This is a genomic window from Halococcoides cellulosivorans (assembly GCF_003058365.1).
Classification (GTDB): domain Archaea; phylum Halobacteriota; class Halobacteria; order Halobacteriales; family Haloarculaceae; genus Halococcoides; species Halococcoides cellulosivorans.
Genome location: NZ_CP028858.1, coordinates 248,836 through 267,238 on the forward strand (window position 1 = coordinate 248,836; position 18,403 = coordinate 267,238).

General features: G+C 66.6%; 14 protein-coding genes. 10 read left to right on the forward strand and 4 right to left on the reverse strand.

The annotated features are described in order from the left end of the window. The first annotated feature begins 68 nt into the window (after positions 1–68). The 6 genes from HARCEL1_RS01225 to HARCEL1_RS01250 are packed head-to-tail and all read left to right on the forward strand — an operon-like array spanning position 69 to position 6,865. Positions 69–638, forward strand: coding sequence for an NADH-quinone oxidoreductase subunit NuoE family protein (locus HARCEL1_RS01225; protein ID WP_108380804.1), 570 nt, complete (start codon positions 69–71; stop codon positions 636–638). After that, entirely contained in the window at positions 635–2,533 is a 1,899-nt protein-coding gene (locus HARCEL1_RS01230; protein WP_108380805.1) for an NADH-ubiquinone oxidoreductase-F iron-sulfur binding region domain-containing protein, read from the forward strand. The genes HARCEL1_RS01225 and HARCEL1_RS01230 overlap by 4 nt, the downstream gene beginning before the upstream one ends. 4 nt (positions 2,534–2,537) lie before the next feature. Beyond that, entirely contained in the window at positions 2,538–4,379 is a 1,842-nt protein-coding gene (locus tag HARCEL1_RS01235) for a 2Fe-2S iron-sulfur cluster-binding protein (protein ID WP_108380806.1), read from the forward strand. Then, on the forward strand, positions 4,376–4,975 hold the full coding sequence (locus HARCEL1_RS01240; protein ID WP_108380807.1) for an NADH-quinone oxidoreductase subunit B family protein: 600 nt from the start codon (positions 4,376–4,378) through the stop codon (positions 4,973–4,975). The genes HARCEL1_RS01235 and HARCEL1_RS01240 overlap by 4 nt, the downstream gene beginning before the upstream one ends. Positions 4,976–4,978: 3 nt before the next feature. Continuing rightward, the gene (locus HARCEL1_RS01245) at positions 4,979–6,394 is read left to right on the forward strand and encodes a Ni/Fe hydrogenase subunit alpha (protein WP_108380808.1); all 1,416 of its coding nucleotides are present in this window, start codon (positions 4,979–4,981) and stop codon (positions 6,392–6,394) included. A gap of 3 nt (positions 6,395–6,397) precedes the next feature. After that, the gene (locus HARCEL1_RS01250) at positions 6,398–6,865 is read left to right on the forward strand and encodes a hydrogenase maturation protease (RefSeq protein WP_108380809.1); all 468 of its coding nucleotides are present in this window, start codon (positions 6,398–6,400) and stop codon (positions 6,863–6,865) included. 238 nt (positions 6,866–7,103) lie between these two features. Here the strand turns inward: HARCEL1_RS01250 and HARCEL1_RS01255 are convergent, their stop codons facing one another. Both HARCEL1_RS01255 and HARCEL1_RS01260 read right to left on the reverse strand, forming a co-directional pair. Further along, positions 7,104–8,624, reverse strand: a complete 1,521-nt coding sequence (locus tag HARCEL1_RS01255) for an aldehyde dehydrogenase family protein (protein ID WP_108380810.1) — start codon at positions 8,622–8,624, stop codon at positions 7,104–7,106. A 140-nt stretch (positions 8,625–8,764) separates the two neighbouring features. After that, the gene (locus HARCEL1_RS01260; RefSeq protein WP_108380811.1) at positions 8,765–10,219 is read right to left on the reverse strand and encodes an MATE family efflux transporter; all 1,455 of its coding nucleotides are present in this window, start codon (positions 10,217–10,219) and stop codon (positions 8,765–8,767) included. A 156-nt stretch (positions 10,220–10,375) separates the two neighbouring features. Here HARCEL1_RS01260 and HARCEL1_RS01265 point away from each other — a divergent pair, with 156 nt between their 5' ends. The 4 genes from HARCEL1_RS01265 (at position 10,376) to HARCEL1_RS01280 (ending at position 15,465) form a co-directional block, all read left to right on the forward strand. Continuing rightward, entirely contained in the window at positions 10,376–11,902 is a 1,527-nt protein-coding gene (locus tag HARCEL1_RS01265; RefSeq protein ID WP_108380812.1) for a glycosyl hydrolase, read from the forward strand. A 61-nt stretch (positions 11,903–11,963) separates the two neighbouring features. Further along, entirely contained in the window at positions 11,964–12,446 is a 483-nt protein-coding gene (locus HARCEL1_RS01270; protein WP_108380813.1) for a cation:proton antiporter regulatory subunit, read from the forward strand. Then, positions 12,443–13,624, forward strand: coding sequence for a cation:proton antiporter (locus tag HARCEL1_RS01275; RefSeq protein ID WP_108384030.1), 1,182 nt, complete (start codon positions 12,443–12,445; stop codon positions 13,622–13,624). The genes HARCEL1_RS01270 and HARCEL1_RS01275 overlap by 4 nt, the downstream gene beginning before the upstream one ends. Before the next feature lie 38 nt (positions 13,625–13,662). After that, the gene (locus HARCEL1_RS01280) at positions 13,663–15,465 is read left to right on the forward strand and encodes a formate/nitrite transporter family protein (RefSeq protein ID WP_108380814.1); all 1,803 of its coding nucleotides are present in this window, start codon (positions 13,663–13,665) and stop codon (positions 15,463–15,465) included. A gap of 897 nt (positions 15,466–16,362) precedes the next feature. Here the strand turns inward: HARCEL1_RS01280 and leuD are convergent. Continuing rightward, on the reverse strand, positions 16,363–16,980 hold the full coding sequence (leuD, locus tag HARCEL1_RS01285) for a 3-isopropylmalate dehydratase small subunit (RefSeq protein WP_108380815.1): 618 nt from the start codon (positions 16,978–16,980) through the stop codon (positions 16,363–16,365). Next, complete coding sequence (leuC, locus tag HARCEL1_RS01290) at positions 16,977–18,398, reverse strand: 3-isopropylmalate dehydratase large subunit (RefSeq protein ID WP_108380816.1); 1,422 nt, start codon at positions 18,396–18,398, stop codon at positions 16,977–16,979. Before leuC ends, leuD begins: the two co-directional genes overlap by 4 nt. Between the last annotated feature and the right edge of the window lie 5 nt (positions 18,399–18,403).

Sequence of the window (18,403 nt, forward strand, 5' to 3'; positions counted from 1 at the left end):
TACCCAATATTTTCTCAAGGCCTGGGAAGCCGCCGCCCATCTTTACGCAGTCTGCCGAATGAACACATATGGAGGCCCTGGAGCGCGTTCAACGGTCAGTCCAGGGCGGTGACGGCCCGCGTCACGACCGCGAGAGCGGCGTGATTCCCGCCGACGCCGGCCTGGATTCGGTCTGTGACGACGAAATCGAGACCGTCGAGGCGATTCTCGACGGGTATCCCGCACGGACCGAGAGCATCATTCCCGCACTGCAGGACGTACAGGACGAATACGGCTACATCCCGCGGTTCGCGATGGAACTGATCGCCAGCGAGTGCGACTCGACGATGGCCCACGTGTACGGCACGACGTCGTTTTACTCGCAGTTCTATCTCGAACCACGGGGCGATCACACCATCAAGGTCTGTACCGGGACGGCCTGTCACGTTCAGGGTGCCGACGAGGTCTCGGAGTCGTTCTGTGACGAACTCGACGTCGACCTCGAAGAGATCACCGAGGACGGCACCTTCACCGTGAGCCACGTCCGGTGTATCGGCGCGTGCAGCCTCGCGGTCGCCGTGATGGTCGGAGACGAGGTGTACGGCGACGTCGAACCAGACGGTGTCGACGATATCATCGAGGAGTACCGCGACTCATGAGTGTCACCACGTCCGCCGTCGATCGCATCGGCTCTCGATCCGACCTGGATGCCCTCCGTCGCGAGGGCGAACGGTCGCTGTATCCCGACGACCCGAAGGTCATCGTCGGGATGTCGTCGTGTGGCCAGGCCGCCGGCGCCGACGACGTCTACGAGGCGTTCGTCGAGGCGACCGGCGACGCGGTCCGGGTGGGCAAAACCGGCTGTCTGGGCTTCTGTGACGCCGAACCGCTGGTCGAGATCATCCAGCCAGACGGCGCGAGCGTCATCTACGAGAACGTCGAAGTGCGTGACGTCGAGACGCTCGCTGCGGCCGCGCGCGAGGGGCATTTCCCCGAGGCCGGCCGCCTCGCGGCCCGCGACCACGCCGACTCGTGTGCTCACGACGACGATCACCCCCACATGGACGACGTCGCCTTCTACGAGTCCCAGGACCGCGTCGTCATGGGGAACTCCGGGCTGGTCGATCCGGTCTCGATCGAGGAGTACGTCGCCCGCGACGGCTTTTACGGGCTCTGGGAGACGCTCACCCAGTACGACCCGGAGGGCCTGATCGACGAACTCAAGCGCTCGAAGTTGCGCGGCCGCGGGGGCGGTGGGTTCCCGACGGGCCAGAAGTGGCAGTTCCTCGCGGGCGAGGACCGCGAGCCGAAATACCTGATCTGTAATGCCGACGAGGGCGACCCCGGGGCGTACATGGACCGGACGCTCCTGGAGAGCGACCCGTACGCCGTCATCGAGGGGATGCTCATCGGCGGGTTCGCGATGGGCGCCGAGAAAGGCTACATCTACGTGCGCGCGGAGTACCCCCTCGCGATCGAACGCCTCCAGGAAGCCATCGAGACCTGTCGGGCGGTCGGCCTCCTCGGTGAGGACGTCTTCGGAGAGGGGTTGAGCTTCGATCTGGAGATCAAGAAAGGCGCGGGCGCGTTCGTCTGCGGTGAGGAGACCGCGCTGATGGCGTCGATCGAGTCCGAGCGCGGCATGCCTTCCCCGCGCCCCCCGTTCCCGCCCCAATCCGGCCTGTGGGAACAGCCCACCTCGATCAACAACGTCGAGACCTGGGCGAACGTGCCCCCGATCGTCCGGAAGGGTGCGTCGTGGTTCGCGGATCTCGGCACCGAGGAGAGCGGCGGAACGAAGGTGTTCTCGGTCACGGGCGACGTCGAGAACACTGGTCTCGTCGAGGTCCCGCTGGGGACGCCACTCGAAGAGGTCGTCTTCGAGATCGGCGGCGGGACGACCGGTGGCGAGTTCAAGGCCGTCCAGACCGGTGGGCCCTCCGGCGGGGTGATCCCCCGCGAGGACGCCGACACGCCGATCGACTACGAGACGCTCGTCGAACTCGGCTCGATGATGGGCTCCGGGGGGATGATCGTCATGGACGAGTCGACCTGTATGGTCGATCAGGCCCGTTTCTTCCTGGATTTCTGTGTCGACGAGTCCTGCGGGAAATGTCCTCCCTGTCGGTACGGGACCAAACAGTCCCTGGAGATGCTCGAAGCGATCACCAACGGTGAGGCCGATTCGGAGACGATCGACGAACTCGCGGATCTGGGCGAGACGATGCAGGACACCTCGTTGTGCGGACTCGGCCAGACAGCGGCGAACCCCGTCTTGAGCACGCTCGAATACTTCGAGGCGGAGTACCTGGCCCACGTCGAGGACAACGAGTGTCCCGCCGGCGACTGTGAACTCGGCAGCGGCCAGCACTCGAAGACCTACAAGATCCTCCACGAGGACTGTATCGGCTGTCACCAGTGCTCGAAGGCCTGCCCGGTCGACGCGATCAGCGGCGAACCCCAGGAGACCCACGAGATCGATCCCGAGGCCTGTATCGGCTGTGGACAGTGTGTCGAGGCCTGTCCGCTGGACATCATCGAGGTACGGACGTGATACAATGAGTCAAGCGACAGAGAGCGAGGCGCCGACGACGGTCAGCCTCACCATCGACGGCACGGAGGTACAGGCACGACCCGATCAGACGATCCTGGAGGCCGCCCGCGAGGCCGACATCGACGTTCCGACGCTGTGTGCGTACGAGGGCCTCTCGAACGTCGGGGCCTGCCGGATGTGTCTGGTCGAGATCGACGGTGAACGTACCGAGACGGCCTGTACGACGACCGTTCAGGACGAGATGAGCGTCGCGGTCCACACCGACGAGTTGTGGGACCAGCGACGCAGCCTGCTCGAACTGATGTTCGCGGAGGAGAATCACTACTGCATGTACTGCGAGATGGAGGGCGACTGCGAACTCGAAGACCTGTTCAACGAGGCGGGTCTCGACGAGTGTCACCTTCCGCTCGAATACATGGATCTCGACCCGGACACCAGTCACGACTACATCACGCTCGATCTCGACCGGTGTATCTCGTGTGGCCGGTGCATTCGGAGCTGTGAGGAGGTCGTCGGGAACGCGACGCTCTCTTTCAGCGATCGGGGCCGCGAGGCCGAAATCGTCGCAGACGACGACGTGCCGCTGGGCGAGTCCTCGTGTGTCTCGTGTGGGTCGTGTGTGCAGGCCTGCCCGACCGGGGCCCTGTACGGCACCCAGTCGGCCTACCGCGGGCGCGAACGCAACTGTGAGGTCACCGAGACGACCTGTCCCGAGTGCTCGGTCGGCTGTACGCTGGAGGTGTACACCAACTCCGGGCGGATCGTCAAGATCGAGGGCGCCGAAGACGGGCCCGATGGTGGGCAACTCTGTGAGAAGGGTCGCTTCGAACTGCTTGGCGACGGTCGCCCGCGCGTGGAGAAAGCTCGCGTCGGGGGCACCGAGGAGTCCGTCAGCGAGGCCCGCCAGCGCGTCCGCGAGATCCTCGCTGACGCCGACGCGATCGACGCGGTCGCCTCGGATCGTCTGCCCCTGGAGACCCTGCAGGGCTTCGCCGCCGCTCTCGAGGACTACCCCGCGGCGGTGTCCGTGCCCGGACGCGAGCGCGTGACACTCGAAGATCGCGTGGTCGCGGCCGTCACGAGCGAGTTCGACGTCGATCGCGGTGACCTGTACGCGAGTACGCTCGCCGGTCTGGAAGACCGTGACTCGATCGTCGTCTACGACACCTCGATCGTCGATTCGCACCCGGTCGCCGCGAGCTACGTCCGCCGGGCCGCCCGGTCGGGCGCGGACCTGGTTACCGTCGAAGACGAGACGGATCGACTGGATCGGTTCTCCGACACCACGATCGATCGGTCGGCCCCGCTCGCGGACGTCACCGACGACGCCGCCGAAGTGTTCTCGGCGGGCACGAGCGCGATCGAATCGGACGCCCAGTCGGCGGCCGAGAGCCTCTCGGCGGCCGTCGACGGCGACAGCGCGATCGTCGTCGGCCCGGAGATCCGGGACGCATCGACGCTCGCGAACGTCTTCGGGCTGGCGGCGATGTCGGGCGCGGAGGTCCTCAGCCTCAACGACGCCTCGAATCAGGTGTTCGGCCGGATGGAGACGACCGACTCGCCCGCCGATCCCGACGTGGCCTACCTGTTCGCGGCCGACGACCGTGATGAACACATCGAGGCGATGATCGAGCACGCGCTCGCCGCCGACACCGTCATCGTCCAGGCCACGCGCGAATCGCCGCTGACGAAACTCGCGGACGTCGTCTTGCCCGCGCTCGACTGGTACGAACGCGGCGGGACCTTCGTCGACGCCGCGGGTCGACGCCGGACGATCGATCCAGTGCTCCGCCCGCGCGGCGCGATCGACGACGATCTGGTCGCGGACGTGGAGGTGGACGCATGAGCGCCGACAGCGAGGCGAGCGATGCACCGGCCGACACGGCGGGAGACGACGAGGACGCTCGCACCACCGTCGCGACGGTCTGTCTCGGCGGCTGTTCGGGCTGTCACATGGAGTTTTTGAACGTCGATCACGGACTCGTCGACCTCCTCGAAGACGTCGAGTTCGTCGCGAGCCACATGATCGTTGACGAGAAGGAGGTCCCAGAGGCCGACATCGGCATCGCGGAGGGCGTCGTCACCAACGAGGAGAACGTCGAGGTCGCCCAGGAACTCCGCGAGAACTGTGACACCGTCGTCGCGTGGGGCGACTGTGCCGCGCTCCGGGGGATCATGTCCCTGCGCAACGACCAGGACCCAGAGGATATGCTCGAAGCGGCCTTCGACGGCAAAGCCGACGAGCACAGCGAGGTCCCAACTGGCGAGGGCGATGCCGTCCCACGCCTCCTCCAGGACGCCCGGCCGCTCGACGAGTTCATCGACGTCGACGTGTTCGTCCCGGGCTGTCCGCCCGACGCCGACGTGATGGAAGCGAGCCTGGCCGCACTGGCCCGCGGTGAAACCCCCGAGATTTCGGGTGAAGCGCTGCAGTACGACTAATCCATGAGCGAAACAGAAGTCATCGACCCTGTCACGCGCGTCGAGGGGCACGGCAAGATCACCATCGAACTCGACGACGACGGTGGCGTCGAGGACGCGAAGTTCCACGTCACCGAGTTTCGCGGGTTCGAGGAGTTCGTCGAGGGCCGTCCGGTCTGGGAGATGCCCGAGATCACCGCGCGGATCTGTGGGATCTGCCCGGTGAGCCACCAGCTCGCGGCGGCGAAAGCCGCCGATCAGATCGCGGGTGTCGAATTGCCCGAGGGCGCGGTCCGCCTGCGCGAGTTGCTCCACATGGGCCAGGTGCTGCAATCACACGCCCTGAGTTTCTTCTACCTGTCGAGCCCGGACCTCGTGCTGGGCCACGACGCCGATCCCGCCAAGCGCAACATCGAGGGCGTCTTGGAGGAACATCCCGATCTCGCCGAACGCGGGATCGAACTCCGGAGTTTCGGCCAGGACGTCATCGCCGCGCTGGGCGAGAAGAAAGTCCACCCCGACTTCGCGGTGATGGGCGGGGTGACGAACACGCTCGACCGCTCGGACGGCGAGTCGCTGCGCACGCGTTCCGAGCCGTTGACGGGCTACATCCGCGAGACGATCGATGAACTCGCGGAGATCTTCGCGGACATGGACGAGCAACTGCTCGACTACGCGACCTACGCGACGGGCTATATGGGCCTCGTCGACGACGGCAGCCTCGAACACTACGACGGCGACGTCCGCCTGACCGACGAGGACGGCTCGATCCTCGAAGAGATCGACGACGCGGCGTACGACGAGATCATCGCGGAGCGCTCGACGGACTGGAGCTATCTGAAGTTCCCGTACTACAAGGAGGCCGGTTTCGAGGCCGGTCAGTACCGCGTCGGCCCGCTCGCGCGGTTGAACGCCGCCGACTCGGTCGACACGCCCGAGGCCGGCGAGGAGTACGAGCGCTTTATGGCCGCCGCCGACGGCCCGGTCCACGAGCGCTCGACGTACTACCACTGGGCGCGCCTGATCGAGATGCTGTACTGCGTCGAGCGGATTCAGGAACTGCTCGACGGGACCGCCGTCTACGACGGCATTCCGAACGTCGCCGCAAAACCCGAGAACTCCCGCGGTGTCGGCGTCATCGAGGCGCCCCGGGGAACGCTCATCCACGAGTACGAAGTCGACGACGGCGGCGCGGTCACCAACGCGAACTTCATCGTCGCGACCACCCACAACAACGGCGCGATGAACCGCGGCGTGAAATCCGCCGCCGAGTCGTTCATCCAGGGCCCGGAGATCCCCGAGGACACGCTCAACACCATGGAGAGCGTGATCCGGTGTTACGACCCCTGCCTGTCGTGTTCGACCCACGCCATCGGTGAGATGCCCCTGGAGGTCACCCTCGAACGCGATGGCGACGTCCTCGATCACGTCGAGCGCTAATCCATGACACTGATCGTCGGCATCGGCAACGAGATCAAACGCGACGACGTGGTCGGCCTCGAAGTCACCGATCGCATCGCCGAGGCGTACGATCTCGACGCGGAGATCCGGACGATGACCTCCGGGCGATTGATGCTCATCGACGAGTTGAGCGGGCACGATCGCGCCATCCTGATCGACGCGGTCGCGACCGAGGACGGGACGCCCGGCGAGTGGTACCAGTTCGACCCCGCGACGGTCGAACCGGACTCGGGCGGTGGGGTGGCGACCCACAACGTCGGCCTGGAGACGCTGACGACACTGGGCGAGGCGATGGGCGAGTCGATGCCCGAGGTGACGATCTACGCCATCGAGGTCGCAGACCCCTTCACGTACGAGGAGGGGATGACCGATCCGGTCGCGGCACGCGTCGACGATCTGGTCAGCGAGATCGGTGACGCGATCAGCGAGGAGTTGGCGGCGGCGATGTAGTGGTCGACGACTCGTTTGTTCGAGCTTCTCGATCGCCGTCTGGACCTCGTCACGTTCGTGGACGACTCGAGTGGTATTCTGGTCAGGGACGGCGATATCGACCCGCCGTTCCTTCGACGGTGGCTGTCGAGGTGGTGGAGATCTACGAGGAGTGGTTCACGCCGGTGGCGTGAGGCGGCGAGTCGCGGGGACGGCCAGAGTGGACGGGTGTATCGGGGTGGGGGAGGCGTGTGCGGCTCTACTGGAGCCCCACGGTGACGGTTTTCGTCTGCGTGTAGTGATCGACGGCGTCCTGGGCGGTCTCACGACCGATCCCCGACTGTTTATACCCGCCGAACGGCTGGCCCGCCGGGAAGTCGTTGTACGTATTGATCCAGACGTTGCCCGCTTCGAGATCTTTCGCACACTCGTGGGCGGTCGAGACGTCACCGGTCAGGACGCCCGCGGCGAGGCCGTAATCGACGTCGTTGGCTAGGTCGATCATCGCGTCGTAGTCGCTCCAGGTGAAGATTTCCTGGACCGGGCCGAAGATCTCCTCCTGGACGGCCGCGTGATCGTGATCGATGTCGCTGATCAGTGTCGGCTCGACGAAACAGCCGTCCGCGAGGCTGTCGTCGTCGGGCTGGCTCCCGCCAGTGAGGACGGTCGCGTCCGCGTCGCGGGCGCGCTCGATGTACTCCAGTGTACGATCGAGCTGGTCGGCACTCACCTTCGGGCCGAGATCGGTCGATTCGAGCAGCGGATCACCAATCGTGAGGTCTGCGGCGGCACTCGCCAGCTGATCGAGGAACTGATCTTCGATGTCCTCGTGGACGAACAGCCGCGACCCGGCACAGCAGACCTCGCCGGTGTTGAAAAAGATCGCGAGGATCGCCGTCTCGACCGCGGCGTCGAGGTCGGCGTCCGGGAAGACCACCAGCGGGCTCTTCCCGCCGAGTTCGAGCGTGACGTCGGTGATCGATTCGGCGGCGCTCTGCATGACCTCCGAGCCGACCGCGGTCGACCCGGTAAAGGCGAGCTTTCGAATGTCGTCGTGGCTGGCCAGGGGCGCGCCAGCCGCCTCGCCCAGACCGGGGACCACGTTGACGACGCCGTCCGGAATGATGTCCTCGGTCAGTTCCATCAGCTTGAGAATCGAGAGTGGGGTCTGCTCGGCCGGTTTGAGCACGACGGTGTTGCCCGCCGCCAGCGCGGGACCGAGTTTCCAGGCGGCCATCAACAGCGGGAAGTTCCAGGGGATGATCTGCCCGACGACGCCGTAGGGCTCTTCGAGCGTCTGGACGTGGCGGCTGTCGTCGGTCTCGACGGTCGTGCCCTCGTGGGTCCGGGCCGCGCCGGCGAAATACCGGAAGTGATCGATGACGAGGCTCACGTCGATCCGGGCCTCGCTGATCGGCTTGCCGTTGTCGAGCGATTCGAGTCGGGCGAACGCCTCGCTGTTCGCTTCGACCCGGTCGGCGATCGATTCGAGCATCGCCTGGCGTTCGGCGGTCGAGAACTCGCTGAATCGCTCGTCGAAGGCGTCCCAGGCGGCGGCGACGGCGTCGTCGATGTCGGCGCTCGACCCGGCGGCGACGCTGGCGAGTGACTCGCCGGTCGTCGGGTCGCGCGTCTCGAACGAGTCGCCCGAGGCACTGTCGACCCAGGACCCACCGATGTACAGGCTGCGATGGTCCGGCAGCACTTCCTCGGCCGCGTCGGCGTGGCGCTGTTCGATCGACGATGCTTCGTCAGAGATGTCCTTACTGGCTGTCTCCATACATATGTTGCCGCGACCCACTATAATTTAAACGTATCTGTTTCGAATCGCGAAATATCGGTGACGGCGGGCTGGTCTCCCACGACGACATCGAATCCTCGTCGAGCGAGTCGCGAGCCACACGGGAACCGGCACGTCGGTCAGGAGTCGAGACGTGCCGCGTTCGCGACCGCGCGCCACCGCCCGCTGTGGAAGCGATAGGTGTTGACCGCCGCCTTGAGCGCGTAGTCGGCGACGAGGGCGGTGTAGATCGCCGGCAGGCCAAGGCCCGCACCGATCGTGACCGTCCCGAGCGCCGGGAGCGCGACCGCGAGGCCGGCCGGCAGCGCGAGCGCGGCGATCGCGAGTCGAACCGTCGATCCGAGGACCGTGCCGTAGAGTGGCCACCGCGTGTCGCCCGCACCCCGGAGTGCGCCGCGCATCGTCCGCGAGAGGCTGAAACTCGCGACGATCACGCCGAAGGTGCGGACGAACGCGACGACGAGATCGGGATGGGCCGTCCCGAAGAGGTGCGCGATCGGGCGTGCGGCGGCGACGATGACGATCGCGACCCCCACCTGGGTGACCAGTGCGATCCGTGCGGTCTGCCAGCCAGCCGATCGCGCGCCGTCGGGATCCTCACCACCGAGACGCTGCCCGACGAGCGTACTCGACGCGGTCGCGAAGCCCCACGCGGGCATCATCGCGAGCATGACGACGCGTCGCCCGACGGCATAGGCCGCCACGGCGGGCGTACTCACCAGACCCAAAATTGCGAGGAAGGGGAATCGCGCGCCGGTCTGGAGCAGCCGCATCCCCGCGAGCGGGAGCGCGACCCGGACGATCTCGACGATCAACGCAGGATCGACGGTGGGTCGGCGCGGCAGCGCGACGACGAACCGCCCCGAGAGCAACAGGCCGAGGAAGGCACCGGCGGCGATCGCGTTCGCGATCACGGTCCCGATCGCCGCGCCCGCGACGCCCAGCCGCGGGGCCGGCCCCAGCCCGAAGATCAGCACGGCGTTGAGCACGACGTTCGTCGGGAGCGTGATCGTCCGGACGGCCATCGGCGTGACGGTGTCGCCACCGCCGGCGAGCGCCCGCGCAGCGACCATGCTCCAGAATCGCGGCACCATCGCGAGCATGACGATCGCGAGGTACGTGCTGCCGTAGCGCACGACGTCGGGATCGGGCGTGAGCAATCCCACCAGTTCGGGCGCGCGGAGCCAGGCGAGCACGGTCAGCGGCAGACCGATCGCGACGGCGAGCCACAGCGACTGGGCGACCGCGCGGTTCGCCCGGTCGTACTCGCCCGCGCCGTGGAGTCGCGAGACGACACTGATCGTCCCAGAGGAGATCGCCAGCGAGAGGCCGAAGCCCACGAAGTAGTACTGAAAGCCGAGTTCGAGGCCGGCGATCGCCGCGTCGCCCAGCGCCCATCCGACCATCGCGAAATCCGCGACCCGGAGGAGCACGCGCAACCCGCCGGTGACCATCACCGGCGCAGCCAGCGCGAGCGCCGCTTCGCCGTCGGTCCGATCGACGAGACCCAGCCAGGCGAGCGCGGCGACGTACGCGTGACCGACGCGTCGGGCGATCGAGCGAATCCCTGCCATCGCGTGGCTGGACGGTCGGGCCCCCGCTGGCTTCGGTGTTCGGATCGCGACGCGTCAGAAAATACGCGTACCATCTGAATAAATTTAATAAAAAGGTTGTTGCAGTTAGAGCGTCTAGTGCGATCGTTGCGAGGGGAAACCGCAACAGATCCAACGATGGAACCACACGACTCCGCCGACGACGACCCGGTGACCGACCGGTTCGCGTCCACACGACGACGATTCATGCGAACGGGTGCCGCGGCCGGGCTGGGAACGGCCGCGCTCGGAAGCCTTTCGACGGCGTCTGCGGCGACGCTGTCGAACCCGGACGCCACCGACAACGCACGCGCACTGTACCAGTATCTCCAGGAGATTTCCGGCGAGAAGATCCTCTCCGGACAGGAGTACGAACCCTGGGGCATCGACGAGATGGACTACCTCCAGGACGTGACGGGCCGCCAACCCGCCGTCATGGGCCTGGATTTCATCAACGAGAACTTCGAGTGGCGTGTCGATCGCGCGATCGAACACTGGAACGCGGGTGGGATCGTGACGCTCATGTGGCACTGGGGCGCGCCGACGTTGGGCCCGGGCTACGAGAACAGCAAGGGCGAGATCGACGTCTGGCGCTGCTTCGAGGAGGGCACCGCCGAGAACCAGGCGATGTACGAGGATCTCGACCAGATCGCTGAGCACCTCGCGACCCTGCGCGACGAGGGGATCCCGGTCATCTGGCGGCCGATGCACGAACTGAACGGGGGCTGGTTCTGGTGGTCGAAAAGCGGTGCCGACGCGTTCATCGAACTCTGGCAGACGGTGTACGACTACTTCACCGACGAGTGGGACCTCGACAACCTCATCTGGGTGCTGGGCTACGCCGACACCCCCGACGCGGACTGGGACCCCGGTCGCGAGTACTACGACATCGCCGGGGCCGACACCTACAGCCCGCCCTCTGACTCCCTAGTGAGCATGTACGACGGCGTCGTCGACATCCACGGCTCGGAGATCCCCATCGCGTACCACGAGTGCGGGACCCCGCCGGACCCGGCGGCGTGTGCGAACGACGGCGCGTGGTGGTCCTGGTGGATGAACTGGCACACCGAGTGGCTCACCGACAACTCCGACGGGCATCTGGACTACGTCTACAATCACGACCTCACCCTGACACTCGACGATCTTCCGGATCTGACGGATCAGGGGACGACCTGTGAGCCGACGGACCTCGCGCCGTACGTCAGTGTCGACGGCGGCGAGTGGACCGAGGCCGCGACGGTATCGATCGAGGCGGGCCAGACCGTCGAGATCGGCCCGCATCCGACCGACGGTGGGTCGTGGTCGTGGGACGGGCCGGGCGTCTCGGCGACGACCCGCGAGATCGAGGTCTCGCCGTCCGAGACCAGTACGTACACCGCGACGTTCACGAACTCCTGTGGCGAACAGTCGACCGTGTCGGTGACGGTCGCCGTCGAAGAGGCGTCCGGCCCGGAGCCCATCGCGGGCACCGTCCCACAGGACCTCGACGGTGACGGCCTGTACGAGGACGTCTCCGGCAACGACAAACTGGACTTTCCCGACGTGAACGTCCTGTTCCAGCACACCGACGATCCCGCAGTCCAGAATTACGCGTCGGCATACGACTTCAGCGGCGACGGCACTGTCGACTCACAGGACGTGCTGGCACTGTTCGAACTGGTGTAAGACTGCCACGGCTGGACGTCCAGGCCCGGCCGTTTTTCACGCTGGCCGACGCCGTTCGCATATGGCCGTCTACGAGACCGAGGTGCCCGGCGTCGGTCACAAGTTCGAACTCGACCTCGACCGCGACCGACGAGTGATCGTCCTGATCCATCACGACGGCACGCGCGAACTGTATCTGCGGCCCGACGCGGACAGCGACAGCGAGAAACTGTTCAGCCTCGACGACCAGCGCGCGCGGCAACTCGGGTCGATCCTCGAAGGCGCTCACTTCCAGCCGATCGAGGCCGGCGACGTCGAGGTGCCGCTGGGCGACGGACTCATCGAGTGGACGGAAATCACGGCCGACTCGCCACTCGTCGGGCAGACGCTCGCAACGACGGACATTCGCGAGCGAACGGGGGCGTCGGTCATCGCGATCCAGCGCGACGAGCAGTCCATTCCGAATCCCGGGCCCGAGACGACCGTCGAGGCTGGCGACCTCCTCGTCACGCTGGGCACGCGGGACGAACAGCACGCCGTCGACGAGATTACGGATTCGAACTGATGGCGCCACTGCTCGAAGTGGGCATCGCGCTCACTGCGATCGCACTCGCCGGCGCGCTCGCCTCCCGGATCGGTCTCTCGGTGATCCCCGCGTACATCGTCGTCGGCGTGCTCGTCGGGCCGAACCCGCCGACCGAGCTGTTCGGCGTGTCACTCACGCTGGTCGCGTACGGCGAGTTCGTCGAGGTCGTTGCCGAACTCGGTGTGGTCTTCTTGCTGTTCTTTCTCGGATTGGAGTTCAGCGTCGGCCAACTCCTCGCTGATCGCGAGCGCGTCCTCACGATCGGTGCGGTCGACGCCGTGATCAACGGCGGACTGGGCCTCGCGCTCGGCTTCCTCTTTGGGTACAGCGTGATCGAGACGCTGTTTCTCGCGGGGATCGTCTACATATCGTCGAGTGCGGTCATCACGAAGTCGCTGATCGACACCGGGTGGGTCGCCAACCCCGAGAGCCGGCCAATCCTGGGCACGCTCGTCTTCGAGGACATCGCGATCGCGGTGTATCTCGCGGTGCTCGCGGCGGTCGCGCTCGGATCGGGCACGCCCGTCGAGGCGGCGATCGACGTGGGCCGGGCCTTCGCCGTGCTGGGCGTGCTCGGAGCGGTCGCGTGGTACGGCCCGTCGCTCGTGACTCGACTGTTCAGCACCGACAGCGACGAACTGTTCGTCCTCCGGGTGATCGGCGTGACGACGCTGATCGCCGGCGTCGCGCTCGCGACGGGGCTGAGCGAGGCGGTCGCCGCCTTCTTCGTCGGGATGGCGTTCAGCGAGACCGATCTCACCGATCGCATCGAGTCGGTCGTCGGGCCCGCCAAAGACCTGTTCGCGGCCGTCTTTTTCTTCGTGATCGGCGTCCAGACCGACGTCACGCTGTTCGCGGGCGTCGCCGGCCTCCTGGCGGTGGCGGTCCTGGTCACGACCGCGGGCAAACTCGCCAGCGGCACGCTCTCGGGGCAGGTCTACGGGCTCTCGCGAACACGGTCGATTCGCGTGGGACTCGGCATGGTGCCTCGCGGGGAGTTCTCCCTGGTGATCGCCGCGCTCGCGACGACGGTCGGGACCGGCGCGCTCGCCGCGGAGATTCCCGCCTTTGCCGTGGGCTACGTCCTCGTGATGAGTACGCTCGGGACGATCCTCATCCAAGAGTCGGCGTGGATCACCGATCGAGTGGGGACCTGAAGGCAAGGAATTTTGTCGTCGCGCACGGAGTCGCCGGTGTGCCCGACCGCGACTCCGATCCAGACGACTCCGTCCGCGACGCGATCGAGCGCTCCCGGAGCGGTGCGCCCGCGGCGGGCCGTGTCATCCGCGATCGCTTCTCGTCGAACGAGATCTTCCAGCGCATCATCGCCGCCGCCGACGAGGAGATCACCGCCGACTCCCGAGAGCTGTTTTTCAGCGGGCTCGCCGCTGGCTTCGCCATCTCGATCACCTTCCTGCTGTACGTCTCTCTGACGGCGTCGACCGACGGTCATTCGGTGTTGAGCGTCCTGCTCTACCCGCTGGGTTTCATCTACATCATCATCGGTGGGTATCAACTGTTCACCGAGAACACGCTCCCACCGGTCGCGCTGACGATCGAGCGACTGGCGAGCGTGCCCGCCCTGCTCCGCAACTGGGTCGTCGTGCTCGCGGGCAACTTCCTCGGTGGCCTCGGCGGTGCGGCCGCACTCGCGTTCGGCGGCGTGCTGTCGAGTGACGCGACTGGGGTGGCACTCGATATCGCTCAGAAGGGCATCGACACCGGCCCGGGCGTCCTGTTCGTCAAGGCGGCGTTCGCCGGCCTGATCGTCGCCGGCGTCGTCTGGGTGGAGTACGCCGCGCGCGACACCGTCTCGCGGATCGTCGTGGTCTATCTGGCCTTTCTGGCGATCCCGCTGGGCAACCTGTTCCACGTCGTCGTCTCCTTCACGGAGATGATGTATCTCGTCTTCGCGGGCAGTGTCGCCGTCGGGACGGGAATGGTCGAGTTCGTGCTCCCCGTCCTCGCGGGCAACACCGCCGGCGGCGTCGTGCTCGTCACCGTCGTGAACTACTTCCAGACCAGCGAAGAGCGCCTCGAAAGCGCCCGCTTCGAGGGCGCGCGTCGACAGCTCTCCTGGCGAGAGTGGCTGTTCGGCGGCCTGGCCGGCCGATCGTACGTCCCGCTGGTCGAAGACGAGACCGAGTACACCGACGAGGACCCCTTCCGGATCGTCGTGCCGATCGCCGATCCCGACGTCAGCACGGGCATTGGAGACCTCGCCGGTGGACTGGCCGCCTCGAAAGCGAGTGCCGTCGTCGAACTCGTCCTCGTCGTCCCCGAGTACGATCCACATTCCCGGCCGATCGACACCGAACACGCGACGACCGATGCCGACGCCGCGGCGATGCTCGCAGACGTCCGCACCGCCGTCGAGAGCCACGGTGTCCGGTGTGACGTCTCGTCGGCCGTCGCACGGCGGCCGTTCCGCGCGGTGTTCACGGGGCCCGCGACCACTGCCGACCTCCTGGTGATGAAACAGGGCGAAGACTCGACGTGGGCCTCGGGCGTCGCAGACCGTCGCCTCGCGGAACTCGCCGGGCGACTCCCCTGTGACGTGCTGGTCTTCCGCGACCGTGGGTTCGACCCGGGCCGCGTGCTCGTTCCGGTGCTCGACACGCCCCACGGCACCCTGAGTGCCGAGGTCGCTCGACAGCTGCTGAGCCAGTTCGACACTCGCGTCACGCTGTTACACGTCGTGGACGGCCCCGACCGACGGGCCCACGGCGAGCAGTTCCTCAACAACTGGGCGATCGATCACGACCTCGAAGACGCCGATCGGCTGGTCGACGACAGCGGCGACCTCCCGACGGCGTTTACCGACGCCGCCGCCGATCATACGCTCGTGATCGTCGGGGCTCGCGAGCGTGGCCTGATCTCGCGGTTGCTCGACGACTCGTTGCACCTCGAAGTCGTCTCGGAGATCGATCAGTCGGTCCTGCTCGCCGAACGCCCCACGGGCGGTGGGCTTCGGACCCGGCTGTTCGGCGAGTCCTGACGCGACGACCCGCTTGCCTTTTCATCACGTCGGTCGAGTGATCGGTATGAGCGTTCGAGATCACCTCTGGTCGGGAGTGGGCGTCGTCCGCGAGGAGCCACGAATCGCCGTCGTGATCGCTGCCGTCGTCGCCGTCGGCCACCTCGCTGTCGTCGGAACTGTCGGTCTCTTGATGGTCGTTCCAGACTCGCTTGCCGTCTTCTTTATCTTGCTCGTTCCGATCGTGGTGACGATGGCGATGCCGGTGCTGGCCACTGTCGCGATCGACGGTCTGCTCGGGACGGTCGACACCGCGGTCGCTGGCCGGTTTTCGCCGCGTCGTCTTCTCGCACCGGACCTCGAACGGTACGGTCTGCTCTTCCTCTGGGTGCTCGCCCTCGGCGCGATCTGGTTCGTCGTCTGGCAGGTGGTCTCGATGCTGGGGTCGATCGTGGCTGTCGTCCTCCTTGAGGTGACTCAGACGTCGTCGACCGGTCCTGCTGTCGCCGTCCTGGCTGCGACCGTCGTGGTCGCTATCCTGGCAGTCGGGACGCTCGCCTTCGCGGTCCCGCTCGCGGCTCTCCTCTGGGTGCCCGCTGCTGTCGTCCTCGACGAGCGCTCACTCGGGCCAGCCCTCCGGGCCGCGTGGTCGGCGGTCACGCAAGCGCCCGGGACGAGCGTCGCACTGGCGGTGATCCCGATCTTCGGGATGGTCGCCGGGTCGGTCATCCCGGGCAGCGTACTCGCGGCCGTCGATGCGGTCGTCGGCCTGCCAGCGGGACCGGACGATGTCGTGGTCACGGTCGTCACCTCCGTCGTGGGAACGGTTCTGATTACGACGGCCACGTGGACTCTCGTCCTGCCAGCGTATGTGGTCGCGTACCACGAGATCGGGCCCGTGAAAGAAGACGCCGCTCGTCAGTCTCCCGATTCGACGTACGGCAGCGAGTCGGCGGTCGCGTCGATTTCGCCTCCGTTCGCACTCATCAGCGCCGTCGTGTCCCAGATCCCCTCGACTAAGGCCTGGCGCTGGGCGTCGTCGACCTCGACCTCGACGGTCTGATCGCCGTAGGTGACGGTCTCGCTCTCGACGTCGATGTCGATGTCGCCGTCGGGATTGGCTTCGACCCAGTCCTGTAGCTCGGCGATCGTCTCGCTGTCGGCTGTGACGGTCGGCATGCCGAGTGCGAGACAGTTGCCCGCGAAGATCTCCGCGAACGACTCGCCGATGAACGCGTCGATCCCCCAGCGCATCAGCGCCTGCGGGGCGTGTTCACGCGAGGAGCCACAGCCGAAGTTGTCGTTGACGACCATGATATTCGCCTCGCTGAACTGGTCCTCGTTCATCGGGTGGGCTTTCTGATTGTCTTCGTCGTCGTAGCGGACGTCGAAGAAGGCGAACTGGCCCAGGCCGTCGAAGGTGACGACCTTCATGAACCGCGCGGGGATGATCTGGTCGGTGTCGATGTCGTTCCCGCGGATCGCCACGCCCGTGCCCGCGACTGCGCGGACTTCGGGAATCTCGACGTCGCTCATGCGGAGGTCACCTCCGGCAGTTCGCGGACGTCAGTCACTTCGCCGGTGATCGCGGCCGCGGCGACCATCTGGGGGTTCATCAGCACGGTCCGGCCGTCTTTCGAGCCCTGACGGCCGACGAAGTTCCGGTTCGAGGAGGACGCCGACGCTTCGTCGCCCTCCAGTTGGTCTTCGTTCATGCCCAGACACATCGAACAGCCGGCGTTGCGCCACTCGAAGCCGGCCTCGCGGAAGATATCGGCCAGGCCCTCTGCCTCGGCGGCCTCCTGGACGCGCTGGCTGCCGGGGACGGCCATCGCGCGCACGTCGTCGTCGACCTGGCGGCCCTCGACGATGGCCGCGGCGCGGCGCAGGTCGGGCAGGCGACCGTTCGTACACGAGCCCAGGAAGATCACGTCGATGTCGTAGCCCGCCATGGTCTCGCCGGGCTCGACGCCCATGTGCTCCTGAGCGCGCCGCGCGGTGTCCTGTTTGTCCGCGGGCAGGTCCTCGGGGTGGGGAATCGGCTCCGAGATCCCGACGCCCTGTCCCGGGGTGGTCCCCCAGGTGACCATCGGTTCGAGCTCGCTGGCGTCGATGTGGACGACATCGTCGTACTCGGCGTCCGCGTCGCTGCGAATCGACTCCCAGTACGGTTTGAGTGCCTCGAAGGCCTCGGGGTCGTCCTGGAAGGCGTCGGTCTCTTTCAGGTAGTCGTAGGTGGTGGCGTCGGGGTTGACGTAGCCCGCGCGCGCCCCGCCCTCGATGGACATGTTGCAGATACTCATCCGGCCTTCCATGTCGAGGTTCTCGATGGCCTCGCCCGCGTACTCGTAGACGTAGCCCACCCCGCCGTCGGTGCCCAGCCGGCGGATGATCTCCAGGACGATGTCTTTGGCCTCGACGCCGGGCCCGAGTTCGCCGTCGATCTGGATCTTTCGGACTTTCTGTTTCTCCATCGCGATGCACTGGGTGGCCAGGACGTCCCGGATCTGGGAGGTCCCGATGCCGAAGGCCAGCGCGCCGAACGCGCCGTGCGTGGAGGTATGACTGTCCCCACAGACGATGGTCTTCCCCGGCTGGGTCATGCCCTGCTCCGGGCCGATGACGTGGACGATGCCCTGATCGCCCGTGGTGGGGTCCGAGAAGTCGATGCCCGCCTCGCGGACGTTGGCTTCGAGTTCGGCCATCATCTCCTCGGCGGCGTCGTCGCTGTAGGGTCGGGACTGATCGCTCGTCGGCACGATGTGATCGACCGTCGCGTGGGTCAGGTCGGGGCGGGCGACCTCGATATCGCGCTCGCGAAGCATGCCGAAGGCCTGCGGACTCGTCACTTCGTGGATGAGATGGAGGCCCACGAACAGCTGATCCTGCCCGTTGGGCAGCGTCGTGACCTTGTGGCGATCCCACACCTTGTCGTACAGCGTTCCCTTACTCATGCTCG